We start from the raw sequence: 14043 nt of genomic DNA on the forward strand, positions 1-14043 counted from the left end.
TCACTCGGTGGACACGTTGCGTCACGGTACGTGAGTATCGGGGTGTTCGCTGTGTGCGGGAGGTTGCCCAATGGTGGGTGAGGGGTCCGAGGTGTCCGACAGTATGCGGACGTTCGGGGCTGTCGTGCAGGCCCTGCGGGAGCATGCCGGGCTGAGTCGGGCGGAGTTCGGGAACCTCGTCGGGTACTCCAAACACACCGTCGCGTCAGTGGAGTTGGGGCGCCGGATGCCTGATCCCCAGCTTGTTGAAAAGGGGGATGAGGTACTCGGGAACACCGGGGCCTTGCGGCGTTCGGCGCCCTACCTTTGCCGTCAGCCCGGGATCGCCGCCTGGTTTCGGGAGTGGGCTCGGCTCGAAGGCGTCGCCATCAGCCTCTACACGTACGAATGCCGCGTCGTTCCCGGGCTGTTGCAGACCGAGGCCTATGCACGTGCCGTTTCGCTCAGCGTGCCGCCCGTTCCCAGCGAGGAGCAGTTGCAGCAGCGGATCGGTGCCCGGCTCGCCCGGCAGGAGTTGCTCACCACTCGGCGCGAGCCACCCGGCAACTTCAGCTTCATCATCGAGCAGGCCGTGCTGGAGCGGTACACCGGTGGGGAGGACGTGACCCGCGAGCTTCTCGATCATCTGCTCCAGGTCATCGACCGGCACTGGAACGTCGAGGTTCAGGTCATGCCGCTGCGTGCGCCTCAACATGCGGGGCTTGATGGGCCGTTGCGGCTTCTCGAGACGCCCGAGCATCGGTGGTTCGCCTACTCCGAGGGGCAGAAGAACGGGCGGCTCATCGTTGACGTGAAAGAGATCAGCGTCCTCCAGCAGCGCTATGCGAAACTGCGTTCGCAGGCTCTCACTCCCGGTGATTCCCGGAGTCTGCTGGAGCGGATGCGAGGAGCGTTATGAGCCCCACCACCACCGAACTCGCCTGGTTCAAGAGCAGTTACAGCGGATCGGAAGGTGATGACTGCGTCGAGGTTGCTCTGGCCTGGCGTAAGTCCAGTTACAGCAGTGGGAGTCAGGGTGACTGTGTTGAGGTTGCCGACTGTCCCGGGATCGTTCACGTCCGGGACTCCAAGGACAAGGACCGGGCCCAGCTCGCCCTCGGCGCCGAGGCCTGGGGGCGGTTCGTTTCGTACGCCGGGCGGTGCTGATCACCTGATCACAGGGCCGGGGGTGCCCCCGATGGGCCGGGGCACCCCCGGGGCTCCTGCCCCTACAGCGCCTGCGCCGCCGGCTTCACCATTCCCCTCACCGTGCGTGACTTCACGAAGTCGCCCATCGCCGTCATCTCCCACTCGCCCGAGAACTGCTTGATGAGCTTCGCCATCATCACGCCCGTCTGGGACTCGGCGTTCGTGAGGTCGAAGCGGACCAGTTCCTCGCCCGTCGCCGCGTCCAGGAGGCGGCAGTAGGCCTTGGCGACCTCGGTGAACTTCTGGCCGGAGAAGGAGTTGACCGTGAAGACCAGGCCCGTGACCTCCTGCGGGAGCCGGCCCAGGTCGACCGTGATGACCTCGTCGTCTCCGCCGCCCTCACCCGTGAGGTTGTCCCCGGAGTGCCTGATCGCGCCGTTCACGATCTGGAGCTTGCCGAAGTAGCAGCTGTCGATGTGGTTGCGCTGCGGGCCGTACGCGATGACCGACGCGTCCAGGTCGATGTCCTTGCCCCGGTACGCCGGCTCCCAGCCCAGGCCCATCTGCACCTGGCTCAGCAGCGGCCTGCCGCCCTTGACCAGTGAGACTGTTTGGTTCTTCTGGAGGCTCACCCGGCCCTTGTCCAGGTTGATCTTTCCCGCGCCCGGCGCGGGGGCGGGGGCGGGGGGTGCCGCCGGTGGGGCGGCGGGCATGGCCGGGGCCTGCATCGGCGGGGCGGGCGGGGTCACCGGGGCCTGCACAGGTGTCGGCGCCGGCGCCGGTGTCGGTTCCTCCACCGTCACGCCGAAGTCCGTCGCGATGCCCGCCAGGCCGTTCGCGTAGCCCTGGCCGACCGCGCGGGCCTTCCACGCGCCGCCTCGCAGGTAGACCTCCACAACCACCAGCGCCGTCTCCGCGCCGAGCTGCGGCGGCGTGAACGTGGCCAGCACGGAGCCGTCGTCCGCGTTGCGGATCGTCGCCGTCGGTTCGACGCCCTGGAAGGTCTGGCCCGCCGCGTCCGGGCTCGCCGTGATGACGATCTTCTCGATGCCCGGCGGCACCGCCGTCGTGTCGACGGTGATCGCGTCGGGGGCCGTGCCGCCGCCCGAGCGGTACGTCACGCCGGGGCCCGTCGGCTGGTTGTAGAAGATGAAGTCGTCGTCGGAGCGCACCTTGCCGTCGGCGGTGAGCAGCAGGCCCGATACGTCGAGCCGCACCGGGGCGGCGACGTCCACCGTCACGCGCGCGGCGGAAAGAGGGATGTTCGAGCCGGGGGTCATAGCTGTCATGCCCCGTGAACGAGCGAGGCCGTTTTACCGTTCCCTTACCCGACGCCCAAATGGGTCAGAGGGGTCCCCATAAGGTTCCCGTGGCTCTCTTTACGTGTCCGCCGCCACCCGCGTATCCGCCCCGCGCGGCAGCAGCAGCGGCGTCGCCAGCAGCAGGACGCCCGCCGCCGCGATCGCCGCGCGGATGCCGACCAGCCCGGCCAGTACGCCCCACAGCGCCGTCAGCGCCGCCACCGTCAGCTTGCTCGTCACTGACCACGCCGACAGGGTGCGCGCCACGCGGTCGGAGTCCGTGTGGTTCAGGCGGGTCGTCGCCAGCACCGGGTTGAACACCGCCGAGCTGAGGATCAGGCCGAACTCCACGATCATTACCAGGGCCAGGCCCGCCGTTCCCGGGCCCACGAAGGCGAGGCCCACCGGCCAGCACGCCCGTGCCGTCCCGGCCGCCACCAGCACCCGGTGCGATCCGTACCGGGGCACCAGGCGGCGCGCCAGGCGCGAGCCGATCAGGCCGCCCAGGCACGGCACCGCGAACGCCAGGCCGTACTGCCAGGGCGCGAAGCCCAGGTCGCCGACCATGAGGACCAGGAGCAGCGGGGACACCGCCATGATCAGGGCGTTGTTCAGCACGGTGTTGAAGAACAGCGGGCGCAGGGTCGCGTGGGTGAGGATGTGGCGCCAGCCGTCCGCCAGGTCGCGCGGGCGGACGCGGGCCGGGGGCGCCGGTTTCACGGAGCGCGGCTCCGCGACGCCGCCCATCGTCCTCAGTCCCAGCGCCGACAGCAGGAAGCTCACCGCGTCCGCCAGCACCGTCGTGACCGGGCCGAGGACGCCGATCGCCGCGCCGCCCAGTGGTGGGCCCAGCATCGTCGCCGTCCACATCGTCGCCTCGAAACGGCCGTTCGCGGCCAGCAGGTCCTCCCGGCGTACCAGCGCCTTGAGGAACGCGCCGCTCGCCGCCGTGAAGGTGATGCCGGCCGCCGAGACGACGACCGAGACCAGCAGGAGGTGGGCGAAGGTCAGGATGCCCAGGGCGTACGCGGCGGGGATCGTGAGGAGGCTCGCGCAGCGGAGCAGGTCCGCGCCGATCATCACCGGGCGTTTGCGGCGGAACTCCACCCACGGGCCGAGCGGCACCGCGACCACCGCGCCGACCGCCAGCCCGGCCGCCGCCAGTACCGAGACCTCCGTGGGGCCCGCGCCCAGCACCATGACGGCGATCAGGGGGAACGCGTCGAAGGCCAGCCAGGTGCCGATGGTGCTGACCGTGTACGCCGCCCAGAGCCGGTCGAAGTCCCGGCCCAGCGATGTCCCGCCCGCACCGCCCGCCACCCGTGATCACCCCCGCCGCCTCGTCCCAGGGCCCCGGCCGGGACAACCTACAGCCACCCGGGCCGCTCTCTGGACGACAGCGCGCGGCTCCCGGGACGGGGGAGACACCGGGAGCCGCGCAGTCTGGGAGGAGGTGCCGCTACGGCACCACCACGATCTTCCGCCCCACGCCCGCCGCGAACTGCTCCAGCGCCTGCGGGTAGCGGTCCAGGGCGACGCGGTCGCTGATGAACACGTCGGGGTCCAGGACCCCGTTCGCGAACAGTTCGGCCGCGCGCTCGAAGCTGTGCAGCACGGCCATCGACCCGGTGATGGTGATCTCCTGGTTGTAGATCCGGTACGGGTCGATCGTGACACGTGTCGCGTAGTCGGCGACACCGAACTGCAGGAAGGTGCCGGACTTGGCGACGCGGTCGAGGCCGTCCTGGATCGCCGCCGCGTTTCCGGTGGCGTCGATCACGACGTCCCAGCCCTGCGGCCGGTCCAGTTCGTCCGCGCCCGCCGCCGAGGCCGAGACGCCCAACTGCCGGGCCGTTTCCAGGCGTGCCGGGTTCACGTCGACCATGTCGACGCTCGCCGCGCCCGTGCGCTTGGCGAGCTCCAGCATCATCAGGCCCATCGTGCCGGAGCCGTAGATCAGGACGTGGGCGCCGAGGCGGGAGTTGAGGACGTCGTAGCCGCGGACCGCGCAGGACAGTGGTTCGACCAGGGCGGCGTCCTCGGTGCGGACGTGGTCGGGGAGCTTCACGCAGTTGGCGACCGGGGCCAGGGCGTACTGGGCGGCGCCGCCCGGTGTGGTCACGCCGATGGCGTTCCAGCGTTCGCACAGGTTGTTGTGGCCGTCTCGGCAGTAGCGGCACTCGTAGCAGTAGAGGGACGGGTCGACCGCCACGCGGTCGCCGATGGACAGCTCGGTGACCTGGGAGCCGACCTCGGCGACCACGCCGGCGAACTCGTGGCCCGGCACGATCGGCAGCTTCGGCGCGAACTCGCCCTGGAGGATGTGCAGATCGGTGCCGCACAGGCCGCACGCGGCGACCTCCACGACCACGTCACGCGGTCCCGGCGTCGGGTCGGGGACCTCGGAGACGACGGCGCGGCCCACGGACTCGATGACGGCGGCCTTCATTTCACGGCTCCCAGTGACAGGCCCTGGACGAGTTTGTCCTGGGCGGCGAACCCCGCGGCGAGCACCGGCAGGGAGATGACGAGCGACGCGGCGCACACCTTCGCCAGGAACAGGCCCTGGCTGGTGATGAAGCCGGTCAGGAAGACGGGGGCGGTCTCGGCGACCACGCCCGTCAGGACCCGGGCGAACAGCAGTTCGTTCCAGCTGAAGATGAAGCAGATCAGCGCCGTCGCCGCCATGCCCGGCAGGGCGATCGGGGCGACCACGCGCGTGAGGATCGTGGGCAGCCGGGCGCCGTCGATCTGCGCCGCTTCGATCACGGCGACGGGGATCTCGGCGAGGAAGGACTGCATCATCCACACCGCGATCGGCAGGTTCATGGAGGTGTAGAGGACGACGAGCAGCCAGATGTTGTCGAGCATCCCGGCGTTCTTCGCGAACAGGTAGATCGGCAGCAGACCGGCCACCACGGGCAGCATCTTGGTGGACAGGAAGAAGAACAGGACGTCCGTCCACTTCTTCACCGGCCGGATCGACAGGGCGTACGCGGCGGGCAGCGCCAGCAGCAGGACGAGGAGCGTCGAAGCGACCGACGCCACGGTGGAGTTGATCAGTGCGGGCCAGGGGCTCGCGCCGCCGTCCGCGCCGAAGAACTCGCGGTAGCCGTCCAGGGTGAGGGCGGCGGTGAACGACGGCGGGTTGGTCGCGGCGTCCTTCTCCGAGTGGAAGGAGGTCAGCGCCATCCACGCGACGGGCAGGAAGAACACGATCCCGGCCAGCCAGGCCAGCAGGCCAAGTCCTGCGCCCTTGCGGCGCACTGTTGCGGCCACGGCACTCATGCGCGGGACACCTCCTCGCGGAACAGGGACGACACCACGCGCAGCGCGAAGGTGGCGATGACGATGGAGCCGATGACGACCAGGACGCCCGCGGCCGAGGCGAGGCCGTTCTCGTGGGCCTGGTAGAAGCTCTGGTAGACGGTGTACGGCAGATTGGCGGTGCCGAGGCCGCCGGACGTGATCGTGAAGACCGCGTCGAAGTTCTGCACGATGTAGATCGAGCCGAGCAGCGCGCCGAGTTCGAGGTAACGGCGCAGGTGGGGCAGCGTGAGGTGGCGGAAGATCTGCCAGTCGCTCGCGCCGTCGACGCGGGCCGCCTCGACCTGCTCGTGGTCGCGGCTCTGCAGGCCGGCCAGCAGGATGAGCATCATGAACGGCGTCCACTGCCACACCAGCGAGGCCTGCACGGCGAGCAGCGGCGTGTTGGAGATCCAGTCGGGCTGGGGGCCGCCGACGTAGTGCAGCAGGCCGTTCAGCAGGCCGTATTCGGGGTTGTAGAGGACGTGCTTCCACAGCAGGGCCGCCGCCACCGGGACCACCAGGAACGGGGCGATGAGCAGGGTGCGGACCACGCCCCGGCCGCGGAACCTCCGGTCCAGCAGCAGGGCGAGCAGCAGGCCGAGGACCAGGCTGGCCAGCACGACGCCCACGGTCAGCAGGACCGTCGTCCACACCGAGTTCCGCAGGTCCGGATCGGTCAGCACCTCCTGGTAGTTGTCGAGGCCGGTGAAGTGACGGGCCTTCGGATAGAGGGAGTTCCAGTCGAAGAAGGAGATCACCAGCGTCGCCACGAACGGCAGCTGGGTGACCACGATCATGAAGACCAGGGCGGGCAGCAGCGGGGCGCGCCTGGCCCAGGCCCGCAGCCGGGGGGACGGCGGGCGCACGGGAGTGCGTATGTCCGGGGCGGCCACGGGGGCCGGTGTCGTGGCGGTCATCGTCCCTCGTACTCCTCGGCGATCTTCTCGGCGAGCGCTTGCGACTTCTTCAGGGCCGAGTCGACGGACTGGCGCCCGGCGATGGCCGCGCTGATCTCCTGGGAGACCTTGGTGCCGAGGTCGGTGAACTCGGGGATGCCGACGAACTGGATGCCGGGCGCGGGCCGCGGCTGCACCCCGGGGTCCTTCGGCCGGGCGCCCTCGATGGCCTCCTTGGTCATCTCCTGGAACGCGGCGGCCTCGGCGCGGTAGTCGGGGTTGGCGTACGTCGAGGCGCGCTTGCCCGCCGGGACGTGGGACCAGCCGACCTCGTCGCCGACGAGCTGCTCGTACTCCTTGCTGGACGCCCAGGAAACGAACTTCCAGGCCTTGTCGGGGTTGCGGGAGGCGTTCTGGATGCCCCAGGCCCAGGTGTAGAGCCAGCCGGAGGACTCGGTCTTCTCGACCGGCGCGGGCGCGTAGCCGAGCTTGCCGCGCACCGGGGAGTCGTCGGCCTCCAGCAGGCCGGCCGCGGAGGTGGCGTCGTACCACATGGCGACCTTGCCCTGCGTCGTGTTGTTCAGGCACTCGGCGAATCCGGCCTGGGCGGCGCCGGACTCGCCGTGCTCGCGGACGAGCCCGACGTAGAACTTCACCGCCTTCTCGAACTCGGGGGAGTCCAGGCGGGCCTTCCAGTCCTTGTCGAACCAGGTGCCGCCGAAGGTGTTCACGACCGTGGTCAGGGGGGCCATCACCTCGCCCCAGCCGGGCAGGCCGCGCAGGCAGATGCCCTTCATCCCGGGCTCGGCCCCGTCGGCCTTCGCGGCGAGCTCCGCCACCTCGGTCCAGGTGGGGTTCTCGGGCATCGTCAGGCCCTGCTTCTCGAACACGTCCTTGCGGTACATCAGGAAGGACGACTCGCCGTAGAAGGGCTGGCCGTAGAGCTTGCCGTCGTCGCCGGTGAGCGACTCGCGCATCGGCTTCAGCACGTCCTGCTCGTCGTACGCCGGGTCCTTCGCGACGTAGGGGTTCATCGCGCGCAGCCAGCCGTTGCGGGCGTAGATGGGGATCTCGTAGTTGGACAGGGTGGCGACGTCGTACTGGCCGGCCTGGTTGGCGAAGTCCTGGCTGATCTTGTCGCGGACGTCGTTCTCGGGCAGGACAGTGAAGTTGACCTTGATGCCGGTTTCCTTGGTGAAGTGCGCGGCGGTCAGCTTCTGGAGCTCGGTCATCTGGGGGTTGTTGACCATCAGCACGTTGATGGAGTCGCCGCCGGATCCGGCCCCGCCCGCTCCGACCCAGCAGCCGGAGAGCAGCGGGGCGAGCAGCGTCCCTGCGGCGGCCGCTGCGAGTGCGCCTCGCGGCCTCCGTCGGCTCTGGGTTCGCATGGATCGCTCCTGGGGGTACATATCGGGGGATTTGGGGCGCGTGCGGGCATGGGGGTGCCTGCGAGGGGGACGGGAGTGCGGGTCCGTGGGGGGTGTGGGGGTGCGGGGGAAAGGTCGTTAGACGCGGATCACTTGAGGGCCGAGGAGGGAGTAGCGGTGCGCCTCGGACGACGGGAGGAGCGTGCTCGTGACGATCGCCTCCAGAGCGCCGACGTCACCGAACCGGCAGAAGCTGACCGCCCCGAACTTGGTGTGCACGCCCGCGAAGACGGTGCGGCGCGCGGCCCGGATGGCCTGCGCCTTGACCTCGCTGACCGCCGGGTCGGGCGTGGTCAGGCCGTGCTCGCGGGAGATGCCGTTGGCGCCGATGTACGCCAGGTCCAGGACGAAGCCGGCCAGCATCTTCGTCGTCCAGTGGTCGACGGTGGCGAGCGTGCCGGAGCGGACCCGGCCGCCCAGCAGCAGGACGGAAACGTTGTCAGCCTCCGCGAGCGCGCCCGCGACCGGCAGGGACGCGGTGACCACGGTCAGCGGCCGGTCCCGGGGCAGGGCCTCGGCGATGAGCTGCGGGGTGAAGCCCTCGTCGACGAAGACCGTCTCGGCGTCCCCGACCAGCTCGGCCGCGGCCGCCGCGATCCGGCGCTTCTCGGGCACGTGGCTGGTGGCGCGGAACGCGAGGGTCGTCTCGAAGCCGGCGCTCTCCACCGGGTAGGCGCCGCCGTGGGTGCGGCGGACCAGGCCGTGATCCTCCAGGGCGCGCAGATCCCGCCGTACGGTCTCCTTGGCCACGCCCAGCCGGGCGGCGAGCGTGGTGACGTCGACCGAGCCCGTGGCGCGGGCCACGCGCACGATCTCGTGCCGGCGTTCCTCCGACGTCTTCGCGTCCATGGCCGTCCATGCCTCCGTGCGTCGTTGCCCGTTCGGGCCCGGTGGGGTCCTTGGGGGAAGTTCTACAGGGGGCGTGCCGCGCTGACCAGGCCTGTTGCCCATTCGATGCTGCCCGTTCACGCCCGAGTCGGGCGGGGGCGGGCACGCCGTGGACCTGCGCCGGAACCGCGCGCGCGGTGCGAACGGGCAGCGCGGATGCCCGAATGCGGGAGCGGGCGGGCCCGTTCGGTGCCCGCCCGCTCCCGCGGCCGATCGATTCGAGACGCGTGCGCGCCGTCGCCCGGCCCGCGTGCCGGGCCGTCACGGTCGCATCGGCGCCCCGTGGTGCCGGGTCAGTACGGCCACATCGGCGGGTCGGTCACGAAGGGGCCGCCGAGGTGCACCTGCGCCGGATCGGACGGGTCGAGCTCACCCTGCTCGGCGATCAGCTTCTCGGCGAACACCTCGGAGTCGTCCTGCGGTTCGTAGCCGAGCGCCCGCGCGGTGCCGAGGTCCCACCACAGGCGGGTGTTCGCGGAGGAGCCGTAGACGACCGTGTGCCCGACGTCCTCGGCGGTCAGCGACGCGTGGAAGAGGCGGGCGCCGTCGGCGGGGCTCATCCACACCGACAGCATGCGCACGCTGGCGGGCTCCGGGAAGCAGGATCCGATGCGCACGGAGACGGTCTCGACGCCGTACTTGTCCCAGTAGAACTGGGCGAGGTCCTCGCCGAAGGACTTGGACAGGCCGTAGAAGGTGTCCGGGCGGCGCGGGGTGTCGATCGGGATCAGCGGGTCGCCGCCGCGCGGGGCGGGCGTGAAGCCGACGGCGTGGTTGGAGGAGGCGAACACGACGCGCCCGACGCCCTCCTCGCGGGCGGCCTCGTAGAGGTTGTAGGTGCCCTGGATGTTCGCCGCGAGGATCTTCTCGAAGGAGGCTTCCAGGGAGATGCCCGCGAGATGGAGGATCGCGTCGACGCCCCGTACGGCCTCGCGCAGCGCGTCCTTGTCGGCGAGGTCGGCGACGATCGCGTCCGGCGCGCCCTCGACCGGGCGCACGTCGAGCAGCCTGAGCTCGTAGCCGTACGGGGGGAGCAGGTCCCGCATCAGGGTGCCGAGCCCGCCGGCGGCGCCGGTGAGCAGAACGGTGCGGGGAGCGGGCATCCTCGGTCTCCTTGACTCACGGCTGTGCACATGAGCGCACGCCATTCATATGCGTGGACACGCTAAGGAGCGCGGCCGTCGGGCGTCAAGTGTCTCCCGGAAGCGGTGAATCCGGGGTCGTGTCACGGTCTGGCGCGCTTGACCGCCCTCCAGGGGGCGCTTTAGCGTGAGCGTGTTCAGAAATATAGACGCAGATCATGAGTATGGAATCGGGAGTGTCCGTGACGCCAGCCCCCCTCGCCGCTCGACTCGGAATTCCCAGCGGCCCGCTGTTCTTCCCCGTCACGGCGTACGGCCCGGACGGCGCCGTCGCCCCCGACGTCTTCCGCGCGCACGTGCGCCGCGGCATCGACGCGGGCGCCGCAGCCGTGTTCGCCTGCTGCGGCACCGGCGAGTTCCACGCCCTCACGCCCGAGGAGTTCCGGACCTGCGTCGCCGCCGCCGTCGAGGAGACCGCCGGACGCGTCCCCGTCGTCGCGGGCGCCGGCTACGGCACCGCCCTCGCCGTCCGCTACGCCCGCCTCGCCGCCGAGGCCGGCGCCGACGGACTCCTCGCGATGCCGCCGTACCTGGTCGTCGCCGGGCAGGAGGGGCTGCTGCGGCACTACCGGGAGGTGGCCGCGGCGACGGACCTGCCCGTCATCGTCTACCAGCGCGACAACGCCGTGTTCACTCCGGAGACGGTCGTCGAACTCGCCCGCACCGACGGCATCGTCGGCTTCAAGGACGGGCTCGGCGACCTCGACCTCATGCAGCGCGTCGTCAGCGCCGTACGCACCGAAGTGCCCGGCGACTTCCTCTACTTCAACGGCCTGCCCACCGCCGAGCAGACCCAGCTCGCCTACCGCGGCCTCGGCATCACGCTCTACTCCTCCGCCGTGTTCGCCTTCGCCCCCGAGATCGCCGTCGCCTTCCACCGCGCCCTGCGCACCGGCGACGACGCCACGGTCCACCGACTGCTGGACGGCTTCTACCGGCCGCTCGTCGAACTGCGCGCCCAGGGCCGCGGATACGCCGTCTCCCTGGTCAAGGCCGGGGTGCGGCTGCGCGGCCTCGACGTCGGGGAGGTCCGCCCGCCGCTGCACGAGCCGGGCGAGGATCATGTCAAGCAGCTCGCCCGGCTGATCGAGCGCGGGTACGCGCTGCTGGAGGAGGACAAGTGAAGGCGTCGGCATTCGTCTACCCCTGGGACGTCAACGGCGACCCGCGCGCCGCGGAGTCCCTGGCCGGGCTCGGCGTAGGGCAGGCCACCCTCGCCGCCGCCTACCACTCCACGCGCGCGCTGACGCCCCGCCACCCCCGGCACCGGATCGTCACCGCGGAGTACGCGGCGGTGCTGTACCCGCCGGGGGACAGGTGGGAGGGCCGTACGCTCCGCCCGTACCCGTCCGGCGACTGGGCGCCCGGCGACGCCTACGGCGAGGCCGCCGACGCGCTCGCGTCCGCCGGCCTCGAAGTGCACACCTGGGTCGTCCTCGCGCACAACTCCCGCCTGGGCGCCGAGCATCCGGAGACCTCCGTCGTCAACGCCTACGGCGACCGCTACCCGTGGGCACCGTGCATCGCGCAGCCCGCCACGCGCGCGTACCTCGTCGACCTGGCCGCCGAGGCGGCCGTACGGCCCGGTGCGCGCGGCACGGAGCTGGAGTCCCTCGGCTGGTACGGCCTCGCGCACCTGCACGCCCACGACAAGACGGGCGGCGTCGGCCTCGGGGACGCCGGGCAGTACCTGATGTCCCTGTGCTTCTGCCCGTCCTGCCGGGACGGGTACGGCGAGCAGGGCCTGGACGCCGACAAGCTGGCCGCGGCCGTGCGGACGGTGCTGGAGCCGGTGTGGCAGGGGACGGCGTCCTCGGACGGGGCCTGGGCCGGCGTCGAGAAGCTGCTGGGGGAGGGGATGGCGAACGCCACGCGCGCGTGGCGCGACGCGACGGCCCGCACCCTCCAGGAGGAGGCGGTCGCCGCCGTTCGCGCCGCCGCGCCCGCCGGCTTCCAGGTGCTGCTGCACGCCGACCCCGTGTCCTACCACTGCGGCGCCAACGCCGGCGTCGACCCGGCGCACATCCTGTCCGTCGCGGACGGCGTGGTCGTGCCCTGCACGGGCGGGCGGGGCCTGCTCACCCCGTTCGCCCGCGAGGCCTCCGACGACACGGTCCTGGCCGCCAACTTCACGGTGGTCTCCGGCATGGGCGGCAGCCCCGCCACGCTGGCGGCCGACGCGACGGAGGCCCGCGGCCTCGGCGCGACGGAACTGCGGCTGTATCACGCGGGGTTGGCGTCGGACGGGGACCTGACGCTGGTACGGGAGGCGCTTGCGGGGCTGTGACGCGGGGGCGGCGGGCGGGGCAGTGGCGCGGGGCGCGGGGTGCGGGGTGCTCGCCGGACCGGGTGGTCGTGGGGGAAGAGGCATGAGGGCCACCCTCACGCCGATTCCCCGTCACGCCGATTCCCGCGTACCCCGTGACCCCGCCCCTGGCACGGCACCCGCCCCCGGCACGGCACCCGCACCGGGCACCCGTACCCCGCCCAACGCCGCCGCCTTCGCGAGCAGCGCCGCGCCCACCGCCGGCAGCAGCAGGGCGTGGTCGAGCAGTTCGACCAGGACCGCGCCGGCCGCCAGGCCCAGGACGTTCGGCGTGAAGACCAGGGTGTTGGCGGTGGCCGTCGCCCGGCCCAGCAGCGCGTCCGGCGTCTCGCGCTGTACGGCCGTCAGCGCGGCGATCAGCACCGCGGGCAGCCCCGCCCCGATCGCCACGCCGCACACCACGGCCACCACGTCGGACGGCACCGCCCGCAGTGCCACCGCGACGGCGAGGAGGGCGATGCCCAGCGCCGCGAACCGCCGCTCACCGAGCCTGCGCATCGCCGGTCCCGAGACCAGCCCCACGGCCACGGAACCGGCGCCCTGCGCCGCGTACAGCACGCCCGCGAACGCGGGGGAGCGGCCCAGGGCGTCGACGACCGCGTAGACGAGCGCGCCGTTGAGCCCCGCGCACACCATGGTGACGCCCCCGGCGAGCACCAGGCGCCGCAGCAGGGCGTGCGACCACAGGTGACGCACGCCCTCGCCGGTGCGCCGCCACACGCCCGCCGCTCCCTGGGCGGGCCGTGCCTCGCGGCCCCGCCGTAGGCTCAGCCGCCGCCCGGTCGGGTCCGGCCGTGTCTCGTGCACTCGTAGGCTCGCGCACAGCCCCGCCGCCACCAGGAACGTCGCCGCGTCCAGCAGGGCGACCGCCGGGCCGCCCCACGCCGTGTACACGCCCGCGCCCGCCAGCGGCGCCAGGAGCTTCATGCCCTCGCCTGCCGTCATGCGCAGCCCGTTGAAGTCGCCGAGCAGTTCCGCGTCCACGGCGGTGGCCACCAGCGCCGACTCTGCCGCGTCATGGACGACGCCCGCCGCGCCGTACGCGCACAGCACCGCGAACACGAGCCACACCCGGCCCGGCCCGTCCACGGCCACCAGCGCCGGGAGCAGCCCCGCCAGCAGCAGGTTCACGCCGATCAGCAGCCGCTTGCGGCGGAACCGGTCGGCCAGCGCGCCCAGCAGCGGCCCCGCCAGGGTCGGCGCCCACATCGCGAGCATGCACAGCGCCGCCAGGCCGTCCGAGCCGGTGAGGTCCTTCACCCACACCCCGGCGGCCAGCCACAGCGCCGAGGTGCCGAAGCCGGAGACCACCACCCCGGTCAGACAGAGGCCCGCGTTGCGGTCGCGCAGCACTCGCGCCATCGCCCACTTGGCCGGTTCGGTCGTCGTGCTGGTCGGTTCGGTCGTCATGCCTGGTCATCGTGGACCTGAGGCCCTGTGGTCGGGATCGGGAGGACTGCCTAGGAATTCGGCCCCGCACCGATGAGTCCCGGCGTCGCCATCGGTCTACCTCCCGAGCGGGCCCCGCCGCCGACCGGACGCGCCCGCCCCGAGATACGTCAACCACTGCCGACTGCCGACTGCTGACCGCTGACCGCCGACCGCCCACCGCCCACCCGACGTCGA

At 71.8% G+C, this 14043-nt stretch carries 13 protein-coding genes; 4 read left to right on the plus strand and 9 right to left on the minus strand.

Annotated elements, in window-relative coordinates; all coding sequences use genetic code 11:
* The first annotated feature begins 70 nt into the window (after positions 1-70).
* Both ACZ7D7_RS12840 and ACZ7D7_RS12845 read left to right on the plus strand, forming a co-directional pair.
* Positions 71-898, plus strand: coding sequence for a helix-turn-helix domain-containing protein (locus ACZ7D7_RS12840; RefSeq protein WP_470824113.1), 828 nt, complete (start codon positions 71-73; stop codon positions 896-898).
* Positions 895-1146 carry a DUF397 domain-containing protein gene (locus ACZ7D7_RS12845; protein WP_470824115.1) on the plus strand — a complete coding sequence of 84 codons (252 nt, stop codon included), beginning with the start codon at positions 895-897 and terminating at the stop codon, positions 1144-1146. The genes ACZ7D7_RS12840 and ACZ7D7_RS12845 overlap by 4 nt, the downstream gene beginning before the upstream one ends.
* Before the next feature lie 62 nt (positions 1147-1208).
* Here ACZ7D7_RS12845 and ACZ7D7_RS12850 read toward each other — a convergent pair whose 3' ends face one another.
* From ACZ7D7_RS12850 to ACZ7D7_RS12885, 8 genes are all read right to left on the minus strand, one after another.
* Positions 1209-2408 carry a TerD family protein gene (locus ACZ7D7_RS12850; protein WP_470824265.1) on the minus strand — a complete coding sequence of 400 codons (1200 nt, stop codon included), beginning with the start codon at positions 2406-2408 and terminating at the stop codon, positions 1209-1211.
* 99 nt (positions 2409-2507) lie between these two features.
* Positions 2508-3749, minus strand: coding sequence for an MFS transporter (locus ACZ7D7_RS12855; protein WP_470824116.1), 1242 nt, complete (start codon positions 3747-3749; stop codon positions 2508-2510).
* A 139-nt stretch (positions 3750-3888) separates the two neighbouring features.
* Positions 3889-4878, minus strand: coding sequence for a zinc-dependent alcohol dehydrogenase family protein (locus ACZ7D7_RS12860; RefSeq protein ID WP_470824117.1), 990 nt, complete (start codon positions 4876-4878; stop codon positions 3889-3891).
* On the minus strand, positions 4875-5717 hold the full coding sequence (locus ACZ7D7_RS12865; protein WP_470824118.1) for a carbohydrate ABC transporter permease: 843 nt from the start codon (positions 5715-5717) through the stop codon (positions 4875-4877). Before ACZ7D7_RS12865 ends, ACZ7D7_RS12860 begins: the two co-directional genes overlap by 4 nt.
* Positions 5714-6655 carry a carbohydrate ABC transporter permease gene (locus ACZ7D7_RS12870; RefSeq protein WP_470824119.1) on the minus strand — a complete coding sequence of 314 codons (942 nt, stop codon included), beginning with the start codon at positions 6653-6655 and terminating at the stop codon, positions 5714-5716. Before ACZ7D7_RS12870 ends, ACZ7D7_RS12865 begins: the two co-directional genes overlap by 4 nt.
* Positions 6652-8022, minus strand: coding sequence for an ABC transporter substrate-binding protein (locus ACZ7D7_RS12875; RefSeq protein WP_470824120.1), 1371 nt, complete (start codon positions 8020-8022; stop codon positions 6652-6654). The genes ACZ7D7_RS12870 and ACZ7D7_RS12875 overlap by 4 nt, the downstream gene beginning before the upstream one ends.
* Before the next feature lie 117 nt (positions 8023-8139).
* Complete coding sequence (locus ACZ7D7_RS12880; protein WP_470824121.1) at positions 8140-8910, minus strand: DeoR/GlpR family DNA-binding transcription regulator; 771 nt, start codon at positions 8908-8910, stop codon at positions 8140-8142.
* A 332-nt stretch (positions 8911-9242) separates the two neighbouring features.
* Positions 9243-10052: an NAD-dependent epimerase/dehydratase family protein gene (locus ACZ7D7_RS12885; protein ID WP_470824122.1), complete on the minus strand. Its 810-nt coding sequence runs from the start codon at positions 10050-10052 to the stop codon at positions 9243-9245.
* Between the two features lie 221 nt (positions 10053-10273).
* Between ACZ7D7_RS12885 and ACZ7D7_RS12890 the strand changes: the two genes are divergently transcribed.
* Positions 10274-11215 (plus strand): 5-dehydro-4-deoxyglucarate dehydratase, encoded by a 942-nt coding sequence (locus ACZ7D7_RS12890; protein ID WP_470824123.1) that lies wholly within the window; start codon positions 10274-10276, stop codon positions 11213-11215.
* Positions 11212-12378 carry a hypothetical protein gene (locus ACZ7D7_RS12895; protein WP_470824124.1) on the plus strand — a complete coding sequence of 389 codons (1167 nt, stop codon included), beginning with the start codon at positions 11212-11214 and terminating at the stop codon, positions 12376-12378. The genes ACZ7D7_RS12890 and ACZ7D7_RS12895 overlap by 4 nt, the downstream gene beginning before the upstream one ends.
* 111 nt (positions 12379-12489) lie before the next feature.
* Here the strand turns inward: ACZ7D7_RS12895 and ACZ7D7_RS12900 are convergent, their stop codons facing one another.
* Positions 12490-13827, minus strand: coding sequence for an MFS transporter (locus tag ACZ7D7_RS12900; RefSeq protein WP_470824125.1), 1338 nt, complete (start codon positions 13825-13827; stop codon positions 12490-12492).
* Positions 13828-14043 lie beyond the last annotated feature (216 nt).

This window comes from Streptomyces sp. NPDC037054 (assembly GCF_055606745.1).